The 24,742-nt window shown below is 35.6% G+C and carries 22 protein-coding genes and 5 tRNA genes; 26 read left to right on the forward strand and 1 reads right to left on the reverse strand.

The genetic code is table 11. The features are described 5' to 3' along the window. The first annotated feature begins 11 nt into the window (after window positions 1-11). The gene (locus Q0845_RS23995) at window positions 12-410 is read left to right on the forward strand and encodes a rhodanese-like domain-containing protein (protein ID WP_298519265.1); all 399 of its coding nucleotides are present in this window, start codon (window positions 12-14) and stop codon (window positions 408-410) included. 48 nt (window positions 411-458) lie between these two features. Here Q0845_RS23995 and Q0845_RS24000 read toward each other — a convergent pair whose 3' ends face one another. Beyond that, window positions 459-1,325, reverse strand: a complete 867-nt coding sequence (locus tag Q0845_RS24000) for a peroxiredoxin (protein WP_298519268.1) — start codon at window positions 1,323-1,325, stop codon at window positions 459-461. Window positions 1,326-1,487: 162 nt separating this feature from the next. On the opposite strand from Q0845_RS24000, the gene Q0845_RS24005 reads away from it, so the two are divergent. The 25 genes from Q0845_RS24005 to Q0845_RS24125 all read left to right on the forward strand — a co-directional run bounded on the left by Q0845_RS24005 (window position 1,488) and on the right by Q0845_RS24125 (window position 24,705). Continuing rightward, entirely contained in the window at window positions 1,488-2,762 is a 1,275-nt protein-coding gene (locus tag Q0845_RS24005) for a DUF2851 family protein (RefSeq protein ID WP_298519271.1), read from the forward strand. 207 nt (window positions 2,763-2,969) lie between these two features. Beyond that, on the forward strand, window positions 2,970-3,797 hold the full coding sequence (locus Q0845_RS24010; RefSeq protein WP_298519275.1) for a M57 family metalloprotease: 828 nt from the start codon (window positions 2,970-2,972) through the stop codon (window positions 3,795-3,797). A 97-nt stretch (window positions 3,798-3,894) separates the two neighbouring features. Next, window positions 3,895-4,128: a PspC domain-containing protein gene (locus tag Q0845_RS24015; RefSeq protein WP_298519278.1), complete on the forward strand. Its 234-nt coding sequence runs from the start codon at window positions 3,895-3,897 to the stop codon at window positions 4,126-4,128. 2 nt (window positions 4,129-4,130) lie between these two features. After that, window positions 4,131-5,138, forward strand: a complete 1,008-nt coding sequence (locus Q0845_RS24020) for a TrkA family potassium uptake protein (RefSeq protein ID WP_298519283.1) — start codon at window positions 4,131-4,133, stop codon at window positions 5,136-5,138. 146 nt (window positions 5,139-5,284) lie between these two features. After that, window positions 5,285-6,163, forward strand: coding sequence for a helix-hairpin-helix domain-containing protein (locus tag Q0845_RS24025; RefSeq protein ID WP_298519286.1), 879 nt, complete (start codon window positions 5,285-5,287; stop codon window positions 6,161-6,163). A gap of 22 nt (window positions 6,164-6,185) precedes the next feature. Further along, the gene (locus Q0845_RS24030; protein WP_298519289.1) at window positions 6,186-7,352 is read left to right on the forward strand and encodes an acyl-CoA dehydrogenase family protein; all 1,167 of its coding nucleotides are present in this window, start codon (window positions 6,186-6,188) and stop codon (window positions 7,350-7,352) included. A gap of 268 nt (window positions 7,353-7,620) precedes the next feature. Beyond that, complete coding sequence (locus Q0845_RS24035; protein WP_298519292.1) at window positions 7,621-9,003, forward strand: alpha-amylase; 1,383 nt, start codon at window positions 7,621-7,623, stop codon at window positions 9,001-9,003. A gap of 373 nt (window positions 9,004-9,376) precedes the next feature. After that, window positions 9,377-9,571, forward strand: a complete 195-nt coding sequence (gene rpsU / locus Q0845_RS24040) for a 30S ribosomal protein S21 (protein WP_046758270.1) — start codon at window positions 9,377-9,379, stop codon at window positions 9,569-9,571. A 434-nt stretch (window positions 9,572-10,005) separates the two neighbouring features. Then, window positions 10,006-10,893 (forward strand): tyrosine-type recombinase/integrase, encoded by an 888-nt coding sequence (locus Q0845_RS24045; protein ID WP_298519295.1) that lies wholly within the window; start codon window positions 10,006-10,008, stop codon window positions 10,891-10,893. Between the two features lie 52 nt (window positions 10,894-10,945). Continuing rightward, window positions 10,946-11,245 carry a ribosome-associated translation inhibitor RaiA gene (raiA, locus tag Q0845_RS24050; protein ID WP_298519297.1) on the forward strand — a complete coding sequence of 100 codons (300 nt, stop codon included), beginning with the start codon at window positions 10,946-10,948 and terminating at the stop codon, window positions 11,243-11,245. Between the two features lie 94 nt (window positions 11,246-11,339). Beyond that, window positions 11,340-11,413 (forward strand) — tRNA-Thr (locus tag Q0845_RS24055). Window positions 11,414-11,465: 52 nt separating this feature from the next. After that, a tRNA-Tyr gene (locus tag Q0845_RS24060) sits at window positions 11,466-11,548 on the forward strand. 10 nt (window positions 11,549-11,558) lie between these two features. Then, window positions 11,559-11,631: transfer RNA gene (locus Q0845_RS24065), tRNA-Gly, on the forward strand. Between the two features lie 13 nt (window positions 11,632-11,644). Next, window positions 11,645-11,716 (forward strand) — tRNA-Thr (locus tag Q0845_RS24070). 57 nt (window positions 11,717-11,773) lie between these two features. Further along, window positions 11,774-12,961, forward strand: a complete 1,188-nt coding sequence (tuf, locus tag Q0845_RS24075) for an elongation factor Tu (protein WP_298519300.1) — start codon at window positions 11,774-11,776, stop codon at window positions 12,959-12,961. Window positions 12,962-13,021: 60 nt separating this feature from the next. Next, window positions 13,022-13,094: transfer RNA gene (locus tag Q0845_RS24080), tRNA-Trp, on the forward strand. Between the two features lie 16 nt (window positions 13,095-13,110). Continuing rightward, complete coding sequence (secE, locus tag Q0845_RS24085; protein ID WP_298519304.1) at window positions 13,111-13,314, forward strand: preprotein translocase subunit SecE; 204 nt, start codon at window positions 13,111-13,113, stop codon at window positions 13,312-13,314. A 24-nt stretch (window positions 13,315-13,338) separates the two neighbouring features. Next, window positions 13,339-13,890 carry a transcription termination/antitermination protein NusG gene (gene nusG, locus Q0845_RS24090; protein ID WP_298519307.1) on the forward strand — a complete coding sequence of 184 codons (552 nt, stop codon included), beginning with the start codon at window positions 13,339-13,341 and terminating at the stop codon, window positions 13,888-13,890. A gap of 76 nt (window positions 13,891-13,966) precedes the next feature. Beyond that, on the forward strand, window positions 13,967-14,404 hold the full coding sequence (gene rplK, locus Q0845_RS24095; protein WP_298519311.1) for a 50S ribosomal protein L11: 438 nt from the start codon (window positions 13,967-13,969) through the stop codon (window positions 14,402-14,404). A 13-nt stretch (window positions 14,405-14,417) separates the two neighbouring features. Continuing rightward, a complete protein-coding gene (gene rplA, locus Q0845_RS24100; protein WP_298519315.1) occupies window positions 14,418-15,107 on the forward strand; it encodes a 50S ribosomal protein L1 in 690 nt (229 codons plus the stop codon). Window positions 15,108-15,130: 23 nt separating this feature from the next. Next, the gene (gene rplJ / locus Q0845_RS24105; RefSeq protein ID WP_298519318.1) at window positions 15,131-15,652 is read left to right on the forward strand and encodes a 50S ribosomal protein L10; all 522 of its coding nucleotides are present in this window, start codon (window positions 15,131-15,133) and stop codon (window positions 15,650-15,652) included. Window positions 15,653-15,718: 66 nt separating this feature from the next. Continuing rightward, window positions 15,719-16,093, forward strand: coding sequence for a 50S ribosomal protein L7/L12 (rplL, locus tag Q0845_RS24110; RefSeq protein WP_298519321.1), 375 nt, complete (start codon window positions 15,719-15,721; stop codon window positions 16,091-16,093). 125 nt (window positions 16,094-16,218) lie between these two features. Further along, window positions 16,219-20,028, forward strand: coding sequence for a DNA-directed RNA polymerase subunit beta (gene rpoB, locus Q0845_RS24115; protein ID WP_298519324.1), 3,810 nt, complete (start codon window positions 16,219-16,221; stop codon window positions 20,026-20,028). A gap of 66 nt (window positions 20,029-20,094) precedes the next feature. Then, on the forward strand, window positions 20,095-24,393 hold the full coding sequence (rpoC, locus tag Q0845_RS24120; protein ID WP_298519329.1) for a DNA-directed RNA polymerase subunit beta': 4,299 nt from the start codon (window positions 20,095-20,097) through the stop codon (window positions 24,391-24,393). A gap of 3 nt (window positions 24,394-24,396) precedes the next feature. Further along, window positions 24,397-24,705 (forward strand): DUF3467 domain-containing protein, encoded by a 309-nt coding sequence (locus Q0845_RS24125; protein ID WP_298519332.1) that lies wholly within the window; start codon window positions 24,397-24,399, stop codon window positions 24,703-24,705. Window positions 24,706-24,742: the final 37 nt, after the last annotated feature.

Consider the following 24,742-nt stretch of genomic DNA (forward strand, 5'->3'; position numbering starts at 1 on the left):
ATTAAGTTTGTATGAAAACCAAAAAACTAACCCTCGTAATTTGTATGTTGTCTTCAATTTTATCTTTTTTTGGATGTAACAATTTCCCAAAGGAGAATAACGTAACGGTCACAGAGCTTCACGATGTCGTAAACAATCCTGAAGTCATTGTGTTGGATGTGCGTACACCAAAAGAAATAGCACAAGGAAAAATAAAAAGTGATGCTTTGGAAGCAGATTTTTTTGAAAATGACTTTGTTGCAAAAGTAACAGCGCAACTTCCAAAAGATAAAGATGTATACGTGTATTGCAAAGGCGGAACACGAAGTGCAAAAGCAGTCATTAAATTACGAGAGTTAGGATATTTAAAAACCCACAATGTAGAAGGTGGTATCAATGCCTGGAAAGCCAAAGGGTATAAAGTAGAGTAGTTTCTTTCTTTTTAAAGGAATAGCAGTGTAGATTGAGCGAAGTCGAAATCACACATGCTGATCTATAATCTTCAATAAGGTAGTTGGTTCAGGACGTATGCGGTAATTATCCGTTTGATTGGTATAGATAATCTTTTCATTAGAATCCGTAATAATCACTGTTGGCATGGTAGTATGCGATTTAAATCCGAAAATCTGGAAGCCAAACGGCAAACCGTTTTCAGCAAAAATGTCTAACTGTTTCGAAACTTTCCCGTCGACATCTACCAAGAATTGAAAATCTAAAGGATATTTTTTTGTTAAGTTCTTACTGAATCCATGCGGTTGCGAACTAATAAAAACCGTATTGATATTTCTATCGGTCAACTCTTCATGTTTGGAAACCATTTCTTTGATTTGCGCCATGCAAAACGGACACCAATTACCACGATAAAAAATAAAAATGCTTGGCGTTCCCGCAAATTTTTCTGTAGTGATTTCTTCTTTCGAAGCATTTTCAAACTTTAATAATGGAAGTGTGTTACCTACTTTCAAAACGGTATTATTTGCAGCATTTCGTTTCTGAAAAAAAGAATACCAAAGCAAATATAAAATCCAGCCAACTGTCAAGATCAGGTTGTATACAATCGCAATACTTCTAGAGTTTGTTTCTTCCTGTAAATAACCAGCCAACAAACTCATCAAACAACCTAGAAACACACAAAATGTATACACTATTAAAACACTATCGGTACGTGGTAGCGGTTTTATAAAAACTCTCACAAAAAAGAAAACAATACTTGTGGACGTCAGTAAATGAGCCATATGTTGCAAGCAGATTCCCGATTGAGACATATACCACAAACTATCTATCATTGCAACAAGTGCAAAAACAGGAAATGCAGAAATGAAAATTGACTTACTTAGGGAGTTCATTTAGTAAAATATTCAACTCAAAATGGCTTTTACCATTAATTAGTGTCGGACAATTTATAAAATAATATGTAAAAAAGTATATTTTTGTAGTATTAATCTTGTTAGGAATAGTAAACCACACCCTTCTCATTGAAATTATTATGAACTTAATAATTATCAATTATGACCATACGAGAAGATTTTTTGTACTATTTGTGGAAATTTGGAAAACTACATTTACAAAAATTACAAACAGCCAAAGACGAACTTATCGAAATTATAAATCTAGGAATACATAACCATCATACAGGTCCAGATTTTTTTAATGCGCGATTAAAAATAGCAAATCAAATTTGGGCAGGGAACGTGGAAATGCATGTAAATTCCTCAGATTGGTTTGTCCACAATCATGAAAATGATGCCAACTATGACAATGTGATTTTGCATGTTGTGTGGAATCATGATATTGAAATTCATCGCAAAGACAATTCGGTCATTCCTACACTAGTGCTCAAAAAATATAGTGATTCAGCCTTAGTAAATCGTTATAAAAACTTATTAGATACTCCAAAACAATGGATTTCCTGTGAAGCAAATTTTCCAGTATTGAACAATTTTGAATTGGAAAATTGGTTGGAACGTGTATATATTGAGCGATTGGAATTGAAAGCTGCTGAAATAACAAAATTAGTTGAAAAAACTGCCTACGATTGGGAAGCGGTTTTATTTAGATTGCTAGCCAAAGGCTTTGGACTCAAACTCAATAGTGATGTATTCTTTGAAGCTGCCTGTTCGGTTGATTTTGGAGTTATTCGGAAATTGAGCTCAAAAAGAGGTTCGTTGGAAGCTTTTCTCTTTGGAATTTTTGGATTGCTTTCGCAAGAAGCATCTCAAGAAAAATACTATGAAGAATTGCAAGAAGAATTCAAATATCTCTGTCACAAATTCCAATACACAAAAGAAGTACACATTCCATTGCAATTCTTTCGAACACGTCCTGCAAACTTTCCAACCATTCGCGCTTCTCAATTGGGAACATTATATCATCAACAAAGTAATTTATTCTCAAAAATAGTTGCGACAACTTCGCTAGAAGAATTGTATCTTTTATTACAAGTAGAAACAAGTACATTTTGGCAAACACATTATACTTTTGAGAAACATTCGCCAAAGCGGATTAAAAAAGTTTCTAAAAAATTCATTGACGTATTGCTTATCAATAGTATTTTGCCGCTTAAATATTGTTATGAAAAATACTTAGGCAAACCTAATATAGAAAGTCTGCTGACACTTTTGCGAACCATCACACCAGAAAACAATTCGATCATTCAAAAATTCAACACAAAAAACATCACCATTGAAAACGCATTGCATACACAAGCATTGCTAGAATTGAAGAAAAATTATTGTGACAAGCAACAATGTTTGGAATGTGCTATTGGAAATAAATTATTATGATAAGTGCTATATTAAAACACGAGTAATTTGCAAATCAGGTGTTTTTAATTTTATTTGAAAGAAAAATCTGTAACAGTTGTTTTTTTTTCTTGGCATTAACTTGAAATATAGTTTATTCATCGAAAAGTGAATAATTCTGTAGTAAAAAACTTATTTTATCGGTAGCTTTAGTTTATTATTAACCCAATAAAGACCAAAAATTTCATTATGAAAACAAAAAAACTTCTACTTATGATTGCTGTATTTGCAGTGGTATTTACAGCATGTCAATCAGATCAAGCAGCGGAACCTTTACAAGAAGAAAGTAAGCTGAGTCCAGAAATTTTAGCGAAGCTAGATGCAGCTTTGTTTGATACTTCAACTGCCTTTGTAACGAACTTTATGGGAGAAGATGGTGTCGCTGTTGAAGACATGTTCTTTTCTTTTGAGCAAATTAATGAACTAGAACCTGCAGATCCGTTAGCAAAACATTACCGAACTTCTAATTTGGTTAGCAAATTACCAAGAGCTATTACTATTAGTGTCGATCCAGACTTAGGAGTATTAGGTTCAGATGCATTAGATGAAACCATACAAATGTATAATGATTTAGGAATTCGCCTTACTTTTACAAGAGTTGCATTTGGACAAAGAGGAAGAAATAAGGCAGACATTGAAGTAACCGAGTTTTATGAATTAGAATCTGGAGGATTTATTACATTAGGAAGAGCAGCAGGTTTCCCATCACGTAAAGGAGATCCAGCTAGAGGATTTGGAATCAACAGTCGTTGGTTCGAATTGTCAATTGCTCCAAACGTAAGTGAATTAGCAGGAACTATGGCACACGAAATAGGACACTGTATAGGTTTGCGTCATACAGACTATCAAACACGTGAAAGTTGTGGGCAAAATGTAAACGAAGGAAGTGCAGGAGTAGGTGCTATCTATATTTCAGGAACACCAACAGGTTCAGACGCTTCTTCAATTATGCAATCATGCGGACCAGCAATAGATTTCAACGGAAACGATATTACAGCTCTTGAGGTAATCTATTAAAAAAACAAGCGCTCAAAAAATGAAAAGTCACTATGTTTTAGTGACTTTTTTTATGCGAAAAAGCGTTATCTTGCAGTTCTATTAGAAAAAGCGAAAAATGAAGCTAAAGTTTATGTCTAAATTGCGTTACTTTTTTGAGAAACATGGTTTCGGAGCGTTATCTCGATTGGCAGAACGTTTGGGAATGCGCGCCAAAAATGTACGTTTGTTCTTCATTTATGTCACCTTTGCAACTCTAGGCTTTAGTTTTGCATTATATCTTACCTTAGCTTTTATTTTAAGATTAAAAGACTTAATTTACACCAAACGAACTTCTGTATTTGACTTATAAATATGTTTAGATTCTTCCGGTCAAAATTTTATATTGCTTTAGCGCTACTAGTCTTAGTTTTGACTATTGGTGTTGTAGGATTTATGTCCATATCAGGAAGTAATTGGATTGACTCCATATATATGACTGTCATTACCATTACAACAGTAGGTTTTAAAGAAGTAGTAGTCTTAGACGATCAGGGAAAATTATTTACGGTATTCTTAATCATCATAAGTGTTTTTGTATTTGCATATGCGATTTCTGTCATAACCGAATATATTTTGAGCAGAAGTACGATGCGAAACATCATACAACGAAAGACTTTAAAAAAAATCAGACGCATGGAAAATCATATCATTATTTGCGGATTTGGACGCAATGGAAGACAAGCTGCTGAAAAATTGTATACGCACAATCAGGAATTTGTGATTATTGAAAAAGACAGAACTGTGATTGAACGATATGAAAGTTCTGAGTTTCCGTTTGTAGAAGGAAATGCCAGTGAAGATGAAGTATTAGAACGCGCAGGAATTCATAATGCAAAATGTTTAATTACAGCGCTTCCAAGTGATGCAGATAACTTATATGTAGTACTTTCTGCCAGACAGATAAATGACAGGCTGCTAATTATTAGCAGAGCTTCGCAAGAATCGTCCTATAAAAAACTAAAATTAGCAGGTGCCGATAATGTAATTATGCCTGATAAAATTGGCGGCGAACATATGGCTTCTTTAGTCGTTGTGCCTGACTTGGTAGAATTTATTGATAATCTTTCTATCAGTGGAAAAAACACGACCAATGTTGAAGAAATCCGAACGGAAGACATTACAAACTTTGAAAAAGAAATTACACTCAAAGAGTTAGACCTGCGAAAAAAAACGGGATGTACCGTAATTGGTTACAAAACACCAGATGGAGAATATATTATCAATCCAGGAGCAGAATTAAAATTACTGAAAGAATCCAAGATAATTGTCTTAGGTCGTCCTGAGCAGATAGAAGTATTAAAACAAAAATACAATCTCTAAAACGGTTGAAAAGTCTATTTGACGAGTGAAAACTTGATGAATTCATTGTTTTTCATATTTTTGTAATGATAGTCTACACGATTATCGTAGAATAATAAACACCCAACATAAATATTCATGTGACGATACATTAAAACATCGAAAGCATGAAAAACATCAAATCTCACTTTACATTTCTCAAAGCAGAACGTAGTGGGATTTTGTGTATTATACTCCTAATCTTTATAGTGCAAGGAATCTATTTTTACACAAATCCCGCAAAAATTACATCAAATCTATTTTCAAATGCGCAGATTTCAGTCTATCAACAACAGATTGATTCCTTAAAACTGTTAGCACTCAACACAAAGCCGAAACGATATCCGTTCAATCCGAATTTTATTTCCGATTACAAAGGCTTTACATTAGGCATGTCTACAGAAGAAATAGATCGATTGCATACATTTAGAGCTAAAAACAAGTATGTAAATTCAGCAAAGGAATTTCAAACAATAACCAAAGTTTCAGATTCACTGCTCAACGAAATCAAGCCCTATTTCAAATTCCCCGAATGGGTTCAACATAAAAAAAAGAAAAAACGAAACTATCAGCAGAAGAAATATTCCAAAAAAGAAGAGATTGTTTTTAAAAAGATAGACATCAATAAAGCAACAATAGCAGAACTCAGAAAAGTATATGGGATTGGAGAAAAACTTTCTGCACGAATCGTAAAATATAGAACAAAACTCAATGGATTTGTGGTAGAATCGCAGTTGAATGATGTATATGGACTCCAACCAGAAGTCATACAAAAACTATGGAAACGTTTCTATCTAGAAAAACCAATCGTCACAAAAATCAATCTCAATACCTGTACTTTGGAAGCGTTGCAAAAAGTTCCATATATAAATTATGAACTGGCAGATGAAATCTTGAATCAGCGAACACTGCGCGAAGGATTTAAAGATTTTGAAGAATTGACAAAAATTCGAAACTTTCCATCGGATAAATTAGAGATAATTGAAGTATATTTGCATATTGAATAGAAAAAACTAAAAATTGCTATATATGGAGAGCATTTACTTTAATGAAGAACATAAACTTTTTAGAGAAAGTTTGAGAGATTTTTTAAAGAAAGAAGTCGTTCCGCACATTGAAAAATGGGAGAAAACAGGAACTATTGATCGTTTTATTTGGGAGAAATTTGGTGAAATGGGATATTTCGGATTAGCCTATCCTGAAGAATACGGCGGAATGGATTTAGATCTTTTCTATACAGTAATTCTTTTAGAAGAACTACAACGCATCAACTCTGGAGGTTTTGCAGCAGCTATTTGGGCACATGCATATCTTGCGATGACACATGTAAATAAAGAAGGAAATCACGATATTAAAGAACGTTATTTGGCACCTAGTATTACAGGTGAAAAAATTGGATGTTTATGTATTACGGAACCTTTTGGCGGATCGGATGTAGCAGGAATGCGCACAACAGCTGTTAAAAAAGGTGATAAGTACATCATCAATGGTTCAAAAACGTTTATTACAAACGGTGTATATAGTGATTATTTAGTGGTAGCGGCAAAAACAAGTCCTGAGTTAGGAAACAAAGGAATCAGCATTTTTATCATTGATAGAGACATGCCAGGCGTTTCTGCTACGAAACTTGACAAACTAGGTTGGAGAGCTTCTGATACGGGAGAAATCGCTTTTGATAATGTTGAGATTCCTGTAGAAAACTTAATGGGTGAAGAAAATATGGGATTCCCATACATCATGCAGCATTTTGCATTGGAAAGACTCATCATGGGAATCAATGCACACGCTAGATCTGAATTTGCAATTGAATACACGCTTAAATATATGTCTGAGCGTGAAGCATTTGGTAGAACAATTGATAGATTTCAAGCGTTGCGCCATACAATGTCAGACTTAGCTACGGAAGTAGAAATCTGTAAAACATTCAATTATACGGTTGCATACAGACTTAACAATAAAGAATATGTAGTAAAAGAGGCAAGTATGTCTAAACTACAATCCACAAAGGTAGCAGACAATGTTATCTACCAATGTTTACAAATGTTAGGTGGATACGGATACATAGAAGAATATCCATTGGCACGTTTACTACGAGACAGTCGTTTAGGACCTATTGGAGGTGGAACTTCGGAGATATTGCGCGAAATCATTGCCAAAATGATTATTGACGGTAAGGATTATAAGCCTGCAACGTAAAATAAAACGTCACTTCGAGTAGCGAATCTACGATTCGTTGTATCGAGAAGTACTTCGAAACACAACATAAAAAACTATTATACATCAAAAGACCACTTGTACAAGTGGTCTTTTTTTATGCCCTAAAGTAACGCTTTCTTCTTACGGTAAAACCGTATAAATAACAAACTTATCAACACGAAAACGTTTTCGGTATATCACCAATTATTACAGACTGAAATAAATATTTACATTGAAAAAGAACACTAATTTTTAAACCAAAAACACCATGAAAAAAAATCAAATATTTTATTTCTTATTGATTAGTCTATTCATTGTAAGCTGTTCAACAGATGAAATTACTCAAGACAATGAACAAAGCAAAGAACCTACAAAACAAACCATCACCGCAAAAAACAGAGCCAATTTAAAGCCGATAGGTTCTGGAGTCATGATGCAAGCCTTCTATTGGGACGTGCCAGCAGGCGGAACTTGGTGGAATGTAGTAAAAGGAAAAGTGGACGATTGGAGCAATGCAGGAATCGATGCCATTTGGCTTCCGCCAGTATCCAAAGCACAAAACGGACCTTTTTCTATGGGATACGATCCGTTTGACTACTTCGATTTTGGAGAATACGACCAAATGGGAAGTGTAGAAACACGTTTCGGTTCTACGGCCGAGCTTCAAAGTCTCATCAATACAGCACATAACAATCGATTAAGTGTCATTGCAGATATCGTGTTAAATCACAACAGTGGTGGAAACAGCGAATACAATCCGTTCAAAGGAACAAATACATATACTGACTATCAGCCGTTATCAGGTAAATTCAACAGAAGTTACTATGATTTCCATCCAAATGATCTACAAGCAAATGACGAAGGTGTATTTGGAGGTTTTGCCGATTTATCGCATGGAAAAGCTTATGTGCAAGATTGGTTGTGGAGAACTCCTAACTCAGTCGCACAATACTATAAAAATGTAGTTGGTTTTGACGGTTGGCGTTTCGATTATGTAAAAGGTTTTGCTCCTTGGGTAGTAAAAGAATGGAAAAACACAGTAGGCGGATTCTCTGTTGGTGAATATTGGGACGGAAATGCAGCTACACTCGATTGGTGGTCTGGACAAGCAGAAGTAAGTGCTTTTGACTTTGCTTGCTACTACAGAATGCGAGATGCTTTTCAAGGAAACAATCTAAACCGATTAAACGATGATATGTTGTGGAAACGCAATGCGTCTAAAGCGGTAACATTTGTGGCAAACCATGATACGGATGAAATCATCAACAATAAAATACTAGCATACGCATACATTCTAACGCATGAAGGATATCCAACAATCTTCTATCGCGATTATGAAGAATGGCTCAACAAAGAACGCATGAACAATCTCATTTGGATTCATAACAACTTGGCTAGCGGAAATACATCCATACTATATACGGACAATGACGAATATGTGGCAAGAAGAAATGGATACAATGGTCATGGATTGGTCGTATACATAAACAACTCCAACAACTGGCAGGAGCGTTGGGTAGAAACCAACTGGTCTAATACTAGAATCAAAGACTACACCGGACATTCTAGTTGGGAACCTGTAACACAAGGAGGAAAATGGGTTAAAATTCAAGCGCCACCAAAAAGCTACACAGTTTGGTCTGTTAAATAGAAGGTCTTGGGTCTTTGGTTTTAGGTATTGGTGAGTTTCTAAAGAACAAAAAAACAAATTGACGAATTAACAAAGAAACAGATAACCCATAGCAGACAACTGACAACAAAGCAAACCAGCCCGCAAGAGTAAGCAGCCAAATAAACAAATAACAAATCAACAAATTAACGAATTAGCAAGTAACAAATCAACAAAAAGACAATAACGGCATACCGCAAAAAAAGCGGCCGCGCTTTCGGCTATATCTCCCGAGAAAATCGTGAGGATGCCGCGGCTGTCGCTAATGCAAAAATAAATTCATACTTAGTTTGAAATTAAAAAAATGTCTGTATATTTGCAGCCACAAAATCTAAAAGAGAGGAGGTTAAGTACTATGTTAATTATACCAGTAAAAGAAGGAGAGAATATAGACAGAGCGCTGAAACGTTTCAAAAGAAAATTTGATCGTACAGGAGGAATGCGTCAATTGAGAGCAAGAAAGCATTTCACAAAGCCATCAGTAGCTCGTAGAGCGCAAATACAAAAAGCGCAATATATCCAGCACCTTAGAGATCAAGAAGAAATCTAGGTCGCTCACAACAAAAAATAAAAAGGTTTCCATTTCGGAAGCCTTTTTTTATGCGCAAAATTTTAATCTCCCAAACAACTTCACTAACTTTAATAAATTATGAAACCTCAGAAATTAGGTTTTTAAAGTAATAAGTTGCAAAAAAAATAAATCAACAAAAAATCAACAACGCACAACAGTAAAAGAAAAAGTTAGAGTGATTAACGAACAATTGACAACCAACAAAGAACAGGAGTATAGCTATCAGCAAACAAGGGTTAAATCAAGAGCAAGAGTAAGCAACCAAATTAACAAAAGACAAATCAACAAAAAATAGATAGCAAGGGCGCAGCGGCCAACCGACAACACTCAAAGCAAGAGTAAGCAACAAATCAACAAAAAGACAAACAAACAAATCAACAAATAACAAAAGCAAAGCGACCAAACCCAAAAAAATGACCTTCACTTCTTTCATAGAATATCTACAATTAGAAAAAAACTACTCGGTACATACAGTAACTGCGTATGAAAATGATCTACATTCCTTTTCTGATTTCTGTAAAGAAGAATATGAAGATGACAATATTATCAATGTACACTATGTGCAAATTCGTAATTGGATTGTTTCCTTAGTAGAAAGTGGGTTGCAAAATGCAACGATCAATCGAAAAATATCTTCATTAAAGACCTATTATAAGTTCTTGCTCAAAACAAAACAAATCGAAATTAATCCGCTAGCAAAACACAAAGCATTAAAAACGGCTAAAAAAGTGCAAGTACCATTCTCTGAAAAAGAAATGGAAACTGTATTAAGTGGAATGAAATTTACAAACAATTTTGAAGGCATTCGTAACAAAACTATTATTGAAATGTTTTACGCTACGGGAATGCGAAGGGCAGAACTCATCAATATAAAACAATCAGACATAGATTATGCCGCTAAAACAATTCGAATATTAGGTAAAAGAAACAAAGAACGAATAGTTCCGCTGCTAGAAAAATTAGAAATACAGCTAAAACAATATCAATCTTACAGAGAACAAGTAGATGTGAATCAAGAAGAAGCACTTTTTTTAACATCAAAAGGAAATAAAATCTATTCTAACCTTGTATATCGTTTAATAAATGATTATTTTAGTATAGCATCTACTAAAGTAAAAAAGAGTCCGCATATTCTAAGACACACCTTTGCGACTCACTTACTAAACCAAGGTGCAGACTTAAATGCTGTAAAAGAATTACTTGGTCACGCTAGCCTCGCTTCAACACAAGTATACACACACAATAGTTTAGCCGAACTTAAAAATGTATATGCGAAAGCACACCCTAGAAACAAAAAGTAATTCTCAAAACAAGCAGCTCAAACCTAAAATATAACCTATAAAAATGCCGCGTATGAAAGTAAACATGCAGTCCGTAAACTTTACGGTAGATCGTAAGTTAGTAGATTTCATTCAAAGAAAAATGGATAAACTTGAAACGTACTATGATAAGATCATAGATGCAGATGTCTATTTAAAGGTAGAAAACACAAGCGCAAAAGAAAACAAAATCGCCGATGTAAGAGTGAATATTCCTGGAGACGATTTAATGGTGAAAAAGCAATGTAGAAGCTTTGAAGAAGCTATAGATGAAGTAACAAGTACATTACAAAGAGCACTACTAAAAAGAAAAGAAAAAGTACGAGCACATTGATCACTAAAAAAAAATTAAAAATAGTTTTGATTAAAAAAAATAATCTATACATTTGCAGTCCGTTAGAAATAGCGGACTTTTTTTATGAGCAAAAGCCGATGTAGCTCAGCTGGCTAGAGCAGCTGATTTGTAATCAGCAGGTCGTGGGTTCGAGTCCCTCCATCGGCTCAAAAAAAGCAAGTAAAATTGCTAAGGAACATTGAAATATTGATAATTTATTGGGGAGATACTCAAGCGGCCAACGAGGACAGACTGTAAATCTGTTGGTTTTTACCTTCGCAGGTTCGAATCCTGCTCTCCCCACTAAATAAAAGCGAGAGTAGCTCAGTTGGTAGAGCGTCAGCCTTCCAAGCTGAATGTCGCCGGTTCGAACCCGGTCTCTCGCTCTATATATTTCTTGCCGATGTAGCTCAGGGGTAGAGTGTTTCCTTGGTAAGGAAGAGGTCACGGGTTCAAATCCCGTCATTGGCTCATAGAATGTATAAATTGAACACTAATATATAACTAAGATTAAAAAATTATTAAATCATGGCAAAGGAAACTTTTGATCGTTCCAAACCGCACTTAAATATTGGTACTATTGGACACGTAGATCACGGTAAAACTACTTTAACAGCTGCTATTACTAAAGTATTAGCTGATGCTGGTCTTTCTGAAGCAAGAGATTTCGATACTATCGATAACGCTCCTGAAGAAAAAGAAAGAGGTATTACAATTAATACTTCTCACGTAGAATACCAAACTGCAAATCGTCACTATGCACACGTTGACTGTCCAGGTCACGCCGATTACGTAAAGAACATGGTAACTGGAGCTGCTCAAATGGATGGTGCTATCTTGGTAGTTGCTGCTACTGATGGGCCAATGCCACAAACTCGTGAGCACATCCTATTAGGACGTCAGGTTGGAGTTCCAAGAATTGTAGTATTCTTGAACAAATGTGATATGGTAGATGATGAGGAATTATTAGAACTTGTTGATATGGAAGTAAGAGATTTGCTTTCTTTCTATAAGTATGATGGTGATAACGGGCCAGTTATCCAAGGATCTGCTTTAGGAGCTTTAAATGGTGAGCAGCAATGGGTTGATACAGTTTTAGAATTAATGGAAGCTGTTGATAACTGGATTGAATTGCCAAAGAGAGATGTTGAAAAAGACTTCTTAATGCCAATCGAAGATGTATTCTCTATTACAGGTCGTGGTACTGTTGCGACTGGTCGTATTGAAACTGGTGTAGCTAACACAGGTGATGCTGTAGATATCATTGGTATGGGTGCTGAAAAATTAACTTCTACAATTACAGGAGTTGAGATGTTCCGTAAAATCTTAGATAGAGGAGAAGCTGGAGATAACGTAGGTATCTTATTAAGAGGTATTGAGAAAACTGAGATAAAAAGAGGAATGGTAATCTGTAAGCCAGGTTCTGTAACTCCACACAGTAAATTCAAAGCTGAGGTATACGTTTTGAAAAAAGAAGAAGGTGGGCGTCACACTCCATTCCATAACAACTATCGTCCTCAGTTCTATGTACGTACAACTGACGTGACGGGAACTATCAACTTACCAGAAGGTGTTGAGATGGTAATGCCAGGAGATAACTTAACAATTACTGTTGATCTTATCAACGCAATTGCAATGAACGTTGGATTACGTTTCGCGATTCGTGAAGGTGGTAGAACTGTTGGTGCAGGTCAGGTAACTGAAATTCTTGAATAATCATTTAGATTAATATAAAAATGAGAGGTGTCCCGTTTTCGGGACGCCTTTTTATGAAATACGGGTTTAGCTCAGTTGGTAGAGCACTGGTCTCCAAAACCAGGTGTCGGGAGTTCGAGCCTCTCAACCCGTGCTAATAAAATCGCAATATGGCTGGTATAGTAAATTACGTAAAAGAATCTTTCGAAGAATTAAGAACAAACGTTACATGGACACCTTGGGCTGAAGCACAGCGTCTAACAATTGTAGTGGCTGTTTTTTCTATAATTTTCTCATTAGCTATTTGGGGAGTTGATACTTTCTTTGCAAAGATATTGGGTTATATCTATGATCTCGTATTAGGAAATATTTAATCACCTCAAAAACTAAAGTTAATTATGGCCGATTCTAATGTGAAGAAATGGTATGTTGTGAGAGCTGTCAGTGGGCAGGAAAATAAAGTTAAAACTTATATAGAAAGTGAAATCACTAGGCTTGGCTTAGAGGATTATGTTGAGGAAGTTTTAGTTCCAACGGAAAAAGTAATTCAAATCCGTAACGGAAAAAAAATTAATAAAGAAAGAGTGTACTTTCCAGGGTATATCATGATTAAAGCTAATCTAGCTGGAGAAGTTACACACGTTATAAAATCAGTTACCAATGTAATAGGTTTTCTAGGGGAAGTAAAAGGAGGAGATCCTGTTCCTTTAAGACAATCTGAAGTAAATAGAATGTTAGGGAAAGTAGATGAGTTGGCAGTGAAAACTGATAATGTAGCTATTCCATTTACATTAGGTGAGACTGTAAAAGTAATTGATGGTCCTTTCAACGGATTCAATGGAACTGTTGAAAAGATTAATGAAGAAAAACGTAAGTTGGAAGTAATGGTGAAAATTTTCGGAAGAAAAACTCCATTAGAGCTAAGTTACATGCAAGTAGAGAAAATATAATTGTTACACATTATATATATAAGTAACACTTTTTAGCTTCCAAACAAAAAAGTGTTGCGAAACCAAAAACAAGAAAATGGCAAAAGAATTAAGTAAAGTAGTTAAGCTACAAGTTAGGGGAGGTGCAGCGAATCCGTCGCCACCGGTTGGACCCGCTTTAGGTGCTGCCGGTGTTAATATCATGGAGTTCTGTAAGCAGTTTAATGCAAGAACACAAGATAAACAAGGTAAGGTAGTTCCAGTTGTTATTTCTGTATACAAAGACAAGTCTTTTGACTTTGTAGTGAAAACAGCGCCAGCGGCAGTTCAGCTTTTGGAAGCGGCAAAGATTAAAAAAGGATCAGGAGAACCTAACCGAAAAAAGGTAGCAAGCGTTACTTGGGAACAAGTAAAAGCAATTGCTGAAGACAAAATGCAAGATTTAAATGCATTTACAGTTGAGTCAGCAATGAGTATGGTTGCAGGGACTGCAAGATCTATGGGATTAACAGTATCTGGTGATAAACCTTTTTAAATCGTAAGAACAAATGGCACGAGTAACAAAAAAGCAAAAAGAAGCTTTAGCTAAAGTTGATAAGAATAAATTATATTCTGTCGCTGAGGCATCAAGCTTAGTGAAAGAAATAACGAATGTAAAATTTGACGCGTCTGTAGATCTTGCTGTACGATTAGGTGTTGACCCTCGTAAAGCGAATCAAATGGTAAGAGGAGTGGTAACATTACCACACGGAACAGGAAAAGATGTTAAAGTTTTAGCATTAGTAACTCCAGATAAAGAAGCAGAAGCTCAAGAAGCAGGAGCTGACTTTGTCGGATTAGATGAATTCCTTCAAAAAATTAAAGGAGGATGGACAGATGTTGATGTAATCATCACTATGCCAAGTGTAATGGGTAAATTAGGGCCTTTAGGTAGAATATTAGGGCCAAGAGGATTAATGCCAAACCCAAAGACTGGTACAGTAACTATGGACGTAGCTAAAGCTGTAAGAGAAGTGAAAGCTGGTAAAATTGACTTTAAAGTTGATAAAACTGGTATCGTTCATGCAGCAATTGGTAAGTCTTCATTCTCTGCTGATAAAATCGAAGGGAATGCAGCTGAATTATTACAAACATTAATCAAATTAAAGCCAACTGCGGCAAAAGGTACATACATTAAGAGTATTTACATGTCTAGTACTATGAGCCCAAGTGTAGCTGTTGATCCAAAAACAGTTTAATTGGTAGTTAAAAAGATTTTATCATGACTAAAGAAGAAAAATCAGTAGTAATAGAAGAATTAACTGCACAGTTAGCTGAAAACACTAATATTTACTTAACAGATATCTCTGGATTAAATGCTGAAGCAACTTCGGCTTTAAGAAGAGCTTGTTTTAAAGGAAATATTAAACTTGCAGTAATCAAGAACACATTGCTAGCTAAAGCAATGGAAGCTTCTGATAAAGATTTTGGAGAACTTCCTGAAGTATTAAAAGGGAACACTTCATTAATGCTTTCAGAAACAGGAAACGCTCCTGCAAAGCTTATCAAAGAATTCAGAAAGAAAAGAAAAGCTGAAAAGCCAATCTTAAAAGGTGCATTCATTGAAACAGCAGTATTCGTTGGAGACGATCAATTAGAAGCCTTAGTTAATATCAAATCTAGAGAAGAGCTTATTGGAGAAATTGTTGGATTATTACAATCTCCTGCTAAGAACGTTGTTTCTGCACTTCAATCTGGAGGAGGAAAATTAGCTGGTATCTTAAAAACATTATCTGAAAGATAATTTAAAAAGTACGCACTTAACAAAACAAATATTTAACAAAAACACATTATTTTAAAACGATAGAAAATGGCAGATTTAAAAGAATTCGCAGAACAATTAGTTAACTTAACAGTAAAGGAAGTTAACGAATTAGCAGATATATTAAAAGCTGATTACGGTATTGAGCCAGCTGCTGCAGCTGTAGCTGTTGGACCTGCTGCTACTAACGATGGTGGTGGAGAAGACGAGCAAACTGAGTTTGACGTAATCTTAAAAGCTGCTGGTGGATCTAAATTAGCAGTAGTTAAATTAGTAAAAGAATTAACAGGTTTAGGTCTTAAAGACGCTAAAGGAGTTGTTGATTCAGCACCAGCTCCAATCAAAGAAGGAGTATCTAAAGATGAGGCTGAAGGTCTTAAAGCAGCTTTAGAAGAAGCAGGAGCAGAGGTTGAGCTTAAGTAAGCTTACCAAGCTATAAAAACTTGGTTTAGGTCTTTGGGAATGTCCCCTAAGACCTAAACCCTTTTGTGTATATAAGCGTGAATACGTTTTATTTTATTTTATTTTAATCATAATATTGTCCATTGATGTTCATAAATCAGACTGAAAGATTAAATTTCGCCTCGGCAAAACACACACCTGATTATCCAGATTTTCTAGATATTCAAATCAAATCATTCCAAGATTTCTTCCAGCTAGAGACGAAATCTGAAGAGCGTGGCGAAGAAGGATTATACAACACCTTCCAAGAAAATTTTCCAATTACAGACACTCGTAATCAATTCGTATTAGAATTTTTAGATTATTTCGTCGACCCACCACGATATAATATTCAAGAATGTATCGAAAGAGGATTAACGTATAGTGTGCCGTTAAAAGCACGTTTAAAATTATACTGTACAGATCCAGAGCATGAAGATTTCGAAACAATTGTACAAGATGTATATTTAGGTACAATTCCTTACATGACACCAAGTGGGACATTCTGTATCAATGGAGCTGAGCGTGTAGTAGTATCACAGTTACACCGTTCGCCAGGAGTCTTTTTTGGACAATCTTTCCATGCAAATGGAACTAAGCTATATTCTGCCAGAGTAATTCCTTTTAAAGGATCATGGATAGAATTTGCAACAGATATCAATAGTGTAATGTACGCATATATTGATAGAAAGAAAAAATTACCTGTAACTACATTATTTAGAGCTATTGGTTTCGAAAGCGATAAAGATATCCTTGAGATATTTGACCTTGCTGAAGAAGTGAAAGTTTCTAAAAGTGGACTTAAAAAAGTATTAGGTCGTAAGTTAGCAGCACGTGTATTAAATACATGGCATGAAGACTTCGTAGATGAAGATACAGGAGAAGTAGTATCAATCGAACGTAACGAAATCGTTTTGGATCGTGATACTATCTTAGAAAAAGAACACATAGAAGAAATCGTAGAAGCTGGTGTAAAAATGATTCTTTTACACAAAGAAGAAAATCAAGCTGGTGATTACGCGATTATCCATAATACATTACAAAAAGACCCTACGAACTCTGAAAAAGAAGCCGTAGAACATATTTATCGTCAACTTCGTAATGCTGAACCGCCAGATGAGGAAACAGCACGTGGTATTATCGATAAATTATTCTTCTCTGACCAACGTTACAACCTTGGTGGAGTAGGTCGTTACCGTATGAACAAAAAGTTAGGATTGAATATCGATATGGATAAGCAAGTCTTAACAAAAGAAGATATCATCACCATCATCAAGTACTTAATTGAGTTGATTAACTCGAAAGCGGAAATTGATGATATTGATCACTTATCTAACAGACGTGTTCGTACAGTAGGAGAACAACTAGCACAACAATTCGGTGTTGGACTTGCGCGTATGGCAAGAACAATCCGTGAGCGTATGAACGTTAGAGATAACGAGGTATTTACACCAATCGATTTGATTAATGCAAAAACCTTATCATCTGTAATTAATTCATTCTTCGGAACGAATCAGTTGTCACAGTTTATGGATCAAACGAATCCATTAGCAGAGATTACACACAAACGTCGTTTATCGGCTTTAGGACCTGGAGGACTTTCAAGAGAAAGAGCAGGTTTCGAGGTACGTGACGTTCACTATACACACTACGGACGTTTATGTCCTATTGAAACACCTGAAGGACCAAACATTGGATTGATATCTTCTCTTGGAGTATTTGCGAAAGTAAACTCTATGGGATTCTTAGAAACTCCATATCGTAAGGTTGAAGATGGAAAAGTTGATATCAACAAATTCTCATACTTAAGTGCTGAGGAAGAAGAAGGAATGAAAATTTCGCAAGCGAACATTCCAACAACTGAAGATGGTACTATAAGTGTTGAAAAAGTAATTGCACGTGAAGAAGGAGATTTCCCAGTGGTATCTCCATCTGAAATTGATTATACGGATGTTGCGCCAAACCAAATTGCATCAATCTCTGCATCATTAATTCCTTTCTTGGAACATGATGATGCCAACCGTGCATTGATGGGATCAAACATGATGCGTCAAGCAGTACCATTATTACGTCCACAATCACCAATCGTAGGAACTGGATTAGAGCGTCAAGTTGCTTCTGATTCAAGAGTATTAGTAAATGCTGAAGGCGATGGATTGGTAGAATATGTAGATGCTAATAAAATTACAATTAAGTACGATCGTACGGAAGATGAAAGATTGGTAAGTTTTGATGGAGACTCAAAAACATACAACTTAATTAAATTCCGTAAAACCAACCAAAGTACATCTATCAACTTAAAGCCAATTGTAAGAAGAGGTGATAGAGTTAAAAAAGGACAAGTACTTTGTGAAGGATATGCAACTCAAAAAGGAGAATTGGCACTTGGACGTAACATGAAAGTTGCCTTCATGCCTTGGAAAGGATATAACTTTGAGGATGCAATTGTAATCTCTGAAAAAGTAGTTCGTGAAGATATCTTTACGTCTATTCACATTGACGAATACTCAATGGATGTAAGAGATACAAAATTAGGAGCTGAAGAATTAACAAACGACATTCCTAACGTTTCAGAAGAGGCTACAAAAGACTTAGACGAAAACGGAATGATTAGAATTGGAGCCGAAGTAAAACCAGGTGACATTCTTATCGGTAAAATTACTCCAAAAGGAGAATCAGATCCTACACCAGAAGAAAAATTATTACGTGCAATCTTTGGAGATAAAGCAGGAGATGTAAAAGATGCTTCATTAAAAGCTTCGCCTTCTTTACACGGAGTTGTAATTAATAAAAAATTATTCTCAAGAGCAATCAAAGACAAGCGTAAGAGAGCTAAAGATAAAGAGGAAATTGCAACCTTAGAATTAGAATATGCTTCTAAATTCGAAGAGTTAAGAGGAATCTTAATTGATAAGTTATTTACAATTGTAAATGGAAAAACTTCGCAAGGAGTTCAAAATGATCTTGGAGAAGAAGTATTGCCAAAAGGGAAGAAGTTTACCTTAAAAATGTTAAATGCTGTAGAAGATTACGCGCATTTAACAGGAGGAACTTGGACTACGGATGATGATACTAACAGTGCAGTAGCAGATTTAGTACACAACTATAAAATCAAACTTAATGACCTTCAAGGAGCATTAAGAAGAGATAAGTTTACCATCTCAGTTGGAGACGAATTACCAGCAGGAATCTTAAAACTTGCAAAAGTTTACATCGCTAAAAAGCGTAAACTAAAAGTAGGAGATAAGATGGCAGGTCGTCACGGTAACAAAGGTATCGTAGCGCGTATCGTTCGTCAAGAAGATATGCCATTCTTAGAAGATGGAACGCCAGTTGATATTGTATTAAATCCATTAGGTGTACCTTCTCGTATGAATATCGGTCAGATTTATGAAACGGTATTAGGATGGGCAGGAGAAAAACTAGACCGTAAATATGCAACGCCAATCTTTGATGGTGCTTCTTTAGATCAGATTAACGAAATCACTGATGAAGCAGGAATTCCAAGATTTGGACATACATATCTTTATGACGGTGGAACAGGAGAACGTTTTGATCAGCCAGCAACAGTAGGTATTATTTACATGCTGAAACTTGGTCACATGGTAGATGACAAGATGCACGCACGTTCAATTGGACCATACTCATTAATTACGCAACAGCCATTAGGTGGTAAAGCACAATTTGGAGGTCAGCGTTTTGGAGAGATGGAAGTTTGGGCACTAGAAGCATACGGTGCATCTAGCACACTTAGAGAAATACTGACTGTAAAATCGGATGATGTTATTGGTAGAGCTAAAACGTACGAAGCAATCGTAAAAGGAGAACCAATGCCAGAACCAGGATTACCAGAATCATTCAATGTATTAATGCATGAATTGAAAGGTCTTGGATTAGACATCAGATTAGAGGAATAAAATAAAAATGCCGTGTAACAATGTTGCACGGCTACAATTACACATAATTCATTATCAACCATTAGTATGGCAAGAAATAAAGATAAGAATACTGTAAAGAGATTTAATAAAATCTCAATAGGGTTAGCCTCTCCGGAGTCTATTTTAGCAGCTTCTAAAGGAGAAGTGTTAAAGCCTGAAACAATTAACTATCGTACACACAAACCTGAGCGTGACGGATTATTCTGTGAGCGTATCTTTGGCCCTGTAAAGGATTACGAATGTGCTTGTGGTAAATACAAGAGAATTCGTTACAAAGGAATCGTTTGTGATAGATGTGGTGTTGAAGTAACAGAAAAGAAAGTACGTAGAGACAGAGTTGGTCATATCAACTTAGTTGTGCCAGTAGCGCACATTTGGTATTTCCGTTCTTTACCAAACAAAATAGGATACCTTTTAGGATTACCGTCTAAGAAATTAGATATGATCATTTACTACGAACGTTATGTAGTAATTCAGCCAGGTGATGCTAAAAATGAAGCTGGTGAGCCAGTTCAAAAAATGGATTTCTTAACGGAAGAAGAATACTTAAACATTCTTGAATCACTTCCACAAGAAAACCTATACTTAGACGATACAGACCCTAACAAGTTTATCGCTAAGATGGGAGCTGAATGTTTAATTGAACTTTTATCAAGAATTGATTTAGATCAATTATCATTCGACCTAAGACACAAAGCAAATAACGAAACATCTAAACAACGTAAAACGGAAGCATTAAAGCGTTTACAAGTTGTTGAATCTTTACGTGATGCAAACAAAAATCGTGAAAACCGCCCAGAGTGGATGATCATGAAAGTTGTGCCAGTAATTCCACCAGAATTACGTCCGTTAGTACCATTAGATGGTGGTCGTTTTGCAACGTCTGATTTAAATGATTTATACCGTAGAGTAATTATCAGAAACAATCGTTTAAAAAGATTAATGGAGATCAAAGCTCCAGAAGTAATCTTACGTAACGAGAAGCGTATGCTTCAAGAATCTGTAGATTCATTATTCGATAATACACGTAAATCATCAGCAGTAAAAACAGATTCTAACAGACCATTAAAATCATTATCTGATTCCTTAAAAGGTAAGCAAGGGCGTTTCCGTCAAAACTTACTTGGAAAACGTGTGGATTATTCTGCTCGTTCGGTAATTGTAGTTGGTCCAGAATTAAAATTATACGAATGTGGATTGCCAAAGAATATGGCAGCAGAATTATACAAGCCTTTTGTAATTCGTAAATTAATTGAAAGAGGTATTGTAAAAACTGTAAAATCTGCGAAGAAGATTATAGACAAAAAAGAGCCAGTTGTTTGGGATATTTTGGATAACGTAATTAAAGGTCATCCAGTATTACTAAACCGTGCTCCTACGCTTCACAGATTAGGTATTCAAGCATTCCAACCAAAATTAATCGAAGGAAAAGCAATTCAGTTACACCCATTAGCGTGTACAGCCTTTAACGCCGATTTTGATGGTGACCAGATGGCGGTGCATTTACCATTAGGACCAGAAGCAATCTTAGAAGCGCAGTTATTAATGCTAGCTTCTCAGAACATTCTGAATCCAGCAAATGGTTCGCCAATTACAGTACCTTCTCAGGATATGGTACTAGGTTTATACTATATGACGAAGTTGCGTAAATCAACTCCAGAACGTAAGATTAAAGGAGAAGGTTTAACATTCTACTCTGCTGAAGAAGTAGTAATGGCGTATAATGAAAAGAAAATTGAGTTAAATGCTTCTATGAAAATTAGAGCAATTGACTTTAATGAAGAAGGAGAATTAGTTCCACAAATTATAGAAACAACTGTTGGACGTGTGCTTTTCAACCAAAAAGTACCGCCACAAGCAGGTTTTATCAATGAAGTATTGACGAAAAAATCGTTGCGTAGTATCATTGGTGGTATCTTAAGAGTGACTGATATTCCAACAACGTCAAATTTCTTAGATGAAATCAAGAGTCTTGGATATGGATTTGCCTTCAGAGGTGGATTATCATTCAGTTTAGGTGATATCATCATTCCAAAAGAAAAGCAAACGTTGATTGAAAAAGCGAACAAAGAAGTTGATGCTATTACCATGAACTATAACATGGGATTAATCACCAACAACGAGCGTTACAATCAGGTAATTGATAAATGGACAACAACAAACGCTAACTTAACGGAGTTGTCTATGAAGCACATTAGTGAAGATCAACAAGGATTTAACTCTGTGTATATGATGCTTGACTCTGGAGCACGTGGTTCGAAAGAGCAAATTCGCCAGTTAACTGGTATGCGTGGATTAATGGCAAAGCCGAAAAAATCGACTGCAGGTGGTGGAGAAATTATTGAAAACCCGATTCTTTCTAACTTTAAAGAAGGATTATCGATCTTAGAATACTTTATCTCAACACACGGTGCTCGTAAAGGTTTAGCCGATACCGCATTAAAAACTGCCGATGCAGGATACTTAACACGTCGTTTAGTTGACGTTTCGCAAGATGTAATTGTAAATATTCAAGACTGTGAAACTTTAAGAGGTGTTGAAGTTAAAGCATTAAAGAAAAGTGAAGAAGTAGTAGAGAAACTAAGAGAACGTATCTTAGGTAGAGTTTCTTTACATGATGTATACAATCCATTAACGGAAGAAGTTTTAGTAGCTGCAGGGCAAGAAATTTCAGAAGAAATAGCACAAGCTATTGAAGATTCACCAGTAGAATCTGTAGAAGTAAGATCGCCATTAACATGTGAAGCGCCAAAAGGTATTTGTGCTAATTGTTATGGACGTAACCTTTCTACAAACAAGATGGTTCAAATTGGAGAAGCTGTTGGAGTTGTTGCTGCACAGTCAATTGGAGAGCCTGGTACGCAGTTAACGCTTCGTACATTCCACATGGGAGGAACAGCAAGTAACATTTCGGAAGAAAACCAGTTGAAAGCTAAATTTGCCGGTGTTGCAGAAATCGAAGAACTAAAAACAGTTCAAGGAGAAAATGCTGATGGAAAAATGTCTGAAATTGTAATTTCTCGTACTTCTGAAGTTAAAGTTATTGATAAGAAAACAGGTATTACTTTAAGTACAAATAACATTCCTTACGGATCTACCATCTTTGTGAAAAATGGAGATACGATCACTAAAGATCAAGCGATTTGTCAGTGGGATCCATATAATGGTGTAATTATCTCTGAATTTGCTGGAAAAATTCAATACGAAAACATCGAACAAGGTGTTACTTTCCAAGTAGAGATTGATGAGCAAACAGGATTCCAAGAAAAAGTAATTTCTGAATCAAGAAATAAAAAATTAATTCCAACACTTCAAATTTTAAATAGTAAAGGAGAAGTACAACGTTCATACAACTTACCAGTAGGTTCTCACTTAATGGTAGATGATAATGAGAAAATTAAAGTTGGTAAGATTTTAGTAAAAATACCACGTAAGTCTGCAAAATCAGGAGATATTACAGGAGGTTTACCACGTGTAACAGAATTGTTTGAAGCGCGTAACCCTTCTAATCCTGCGGTTGTATCTGAGATTGATGGTGTTGTATCTTTCGGAAAAATCAAAAGAGGTAACCGTGAGATCATTGTAGAGTCTAAATTTGGTGATGTTAGAAAGTATTTAGTAAAACTTTCAAACCAAATCTTAGTACAAGAGAACGATTATGTAAGAGCAGGTATGCCACTTTCTGATGGTTCTATTACACCAAACGACATCTTAAATATCAAAGGACCTTCTGCAGTACAGCAGTACTTAGTAAATGAGGTACAAGAAGTATATCGTTTACAAGGTGTAAAAATTAATGATAAGCACTTTGAGGTAATTGTTCGTCAAATGATGCGTAAAGTAAGAATTGGAGATCCAGGAGATACTATCTTCTTAGAAAACCAATTAATTCACAAGTCAGATTTCATTAGAGAAAATGACAATCTTTACGGTCAAAAAGTAGTAGAAGACGCAGGTGAATCAGAAAACTTTAAGGCAGGACAAATTGTTTCTCCAAGAGAATTGAGAGATGAGAATTCTGTATTGAGAAGAGCTGATAAGCAATTAGTATCTGCAAGAGATGTAGTGCCAGCAACGGCAACGCCAATCTTACAAGGTATTACAAGAGCTTCGTTACAAACGAAATCATTTATCTCAGCAGCATCGTTCCAGGAAACTACAAAAGTACTGAATGAAGCAGCCGTAAGTGGTAAGGTAGATGCCTTAGAAGGATTAAAAGAAAATGTAATTGTTGGACATAAAATTCCAGCAGGAACAGGAATGCGTAGATACGATGATATTATTGTAGGTTCGAAAGAAGAATACAACGAAATCATGGCGGCTAAGCATGAAATAAACTTTTAATACATGAATGATAAAGCAAACGAAAAGCAAATCAACATTGAGTTGGATGAAGAAACTGCAGAAGGAACGTATTCCAATCTAGCAATCATCAACCATTCAGCGACTGAATTTGTAGTAGATTTTGTAAATATTATGCCAGGGAGACCAAAGGCAAAAGTAAAATCTAGAATTGTATTGACGCCACAACATGCAAAACGATTAATGAAGGCATTAGGTGAAAATATACATCGCTTTGAAAAAGCTCATGGGCAAATTAAAGAATTTGAACAACCTCCGATTCCGATGAATTTCGGACCTACAGGAGAAGCTTAATAAAAAAAACCTCAATTTTCGAATTGAGGTTTTTTTA

Source organism: uncultured Kordia sp. (assembly GCF_947489565.1).
Classification (GTDB): domain Bacteria; phylum Bacteroidota; class Bacteroidia; order Flavobacteriales; family Flavobacteriaceae; genus Kordia.

Excerpts from the sequence above, each read along its gene's own strand:
- rplK (WP_298519311.1), top strand. The coding sequence starts at position 13,967 with ATGGCAAAAGAATTAAGTAAAGTAGTTAAGCTACAAGTTAGGGGAGGT.
- nusG (WP_298519307.1), top strand. The coding sequence starts at position 13,339 with ATGGCCGATTCTAATGTGAAGAAATGGTATGTTGTGAGAGCTGTCAGT.
- Q0845_RS24125 (WP_298519332.1), top strand. The coding sequence starts at position 24,397 with ATGAATGATAAAGCAAACGAAAAGCAAATCAACATTGAGTTGGATGAA.
- tuf (WP_298519300.1), top strand. The coding sequence starts at position 11,774 with ATGGCAAAGGAAACTTTTGATCGTTCCAAACCGCACTTAAATATTGGT.
- Q0845_RS24030 (WP_298519289.1), top strand. The coding sequence starts at position 6,186 with ATGGAGAGCATTTACTTTAATGAAGAACATAAACTTTTTAGAGAAAGT.
- secE (WP_298519304.1), top strand. The coding sequence starts at position 13,111 with ATGGCTGGTATAGTAAATTACGTAAAAGAATCTTTCGAAGAATTAAGA.
- Q0845_RS24000 (WP_298519268.1), bottom strand. The coding sequence starts at position 1,325 with ATGAACTCCCTAAGTAAGTCAATTTTCATTTCTGCATTTCCTGTTTTT.
- rpsU (WP_046758270.1), top strand. The coding sequence starts at position 9,377 with ATGTTAATTATACCAGTAAAAGAAGGAGAGAATATAGACAGAGCGCTG.
- rplL (WP_298519321.1), top strand. The coding sequence starts at position 15,719 with ATGGCAGATTTAAAAGAATTCGCAGAACAATTAGTTAACTTAACAGTA.
- Q0845_RS24015 (WP_298519278.1), top strand. The coding sequence starts at position 3,895 with ATGAAGCTAAAGTTTATGTCTAAATTGCGTTACTTTTTTGAGAAACAT.
- raiA (WP_298519297.1), top strand. The coding sequence starts at position 10,946 with ATGAAAGTAAACATGCAGTCCGTAAACTTTACGGTAGATCGTAAGTTA.
- rplA (WP_298519315.1), top strand. The coding sequence starts at position 14,418 with ATGGCACGAGTAACAAAAAAGCAAAAAGAAGCTTTAGCTAAAGTTGAT.
- rpoC (WP_298519329.1), top strand. The coding sequence starts at position 20,095 with ATGGCAAGAAATAAAGATAAGAATACTGTAAAGAGATTTAATAAAATC.
- Q0845_RS24020 (WP_298519283.1), top strand. The coding sequence starts at position 4,131 with ATGTTTAGATTCTTCCGGTCAAAATTTTATATTGCTTTAGCGCTACTA.
- Q0845_RS24010 (WP_298519275.1), top strand. The coding sequence starts at position 2,970 with ATGAAAACAAAAAAACTTCTACTTATGATTGCTGTATTTGCAGTGGTA.
- Q0845_RS24045 (WP_298519295.1), top strand. The coding sequence starts at position 10,006 with ATGACCTTCACTTCTTTCATAGAATATCTACAATTAGAAAAAAACTAC.
- rplJ (WP_298519318.1), top strand. The coding sequence starts at position 15,131 with ATGACTAAAGAAGAAAAATCAGTAGTAATAGAAGAATTAACTGCACAG.
- Q0845_RS24035 (WP_298519292.1), top strand. The coding sequence starts at position 7,621 with ATGAAAAAAAATCAAATATTTTATTTCTTATTGATTAGTCTATTCATT.
- Q0845_RS24025 (WP_298519286.1), top strand. The coding sequence starts at position 5,285 with ATGAAAAACATCAAATCTCACTTTACATTTCTCAAAGCAGAACGTAGT.
- Q0845_RS24005 (WP_298519271.1), top strand. The coding sequence starts at position 1,488 with ATGACCATACGAGAAGATTTTTTGTACTATTTGTGGAAATTTGGAAAA.
- Q0845_RS23995 (WP_298519265.1), top strand. The coding sequence starts at position 12 with ATGAAAACCAAAAAACTAACCCTCGTAATTTGTATGTTGTCTTCAATT.
- rpoB (WP_298519324.1), top strand. The coding sequence starts at position 16,219 with ATGTTCATAAATCAGACTGAAAGATTAAATTTCGCCTCGGCAAAACAC.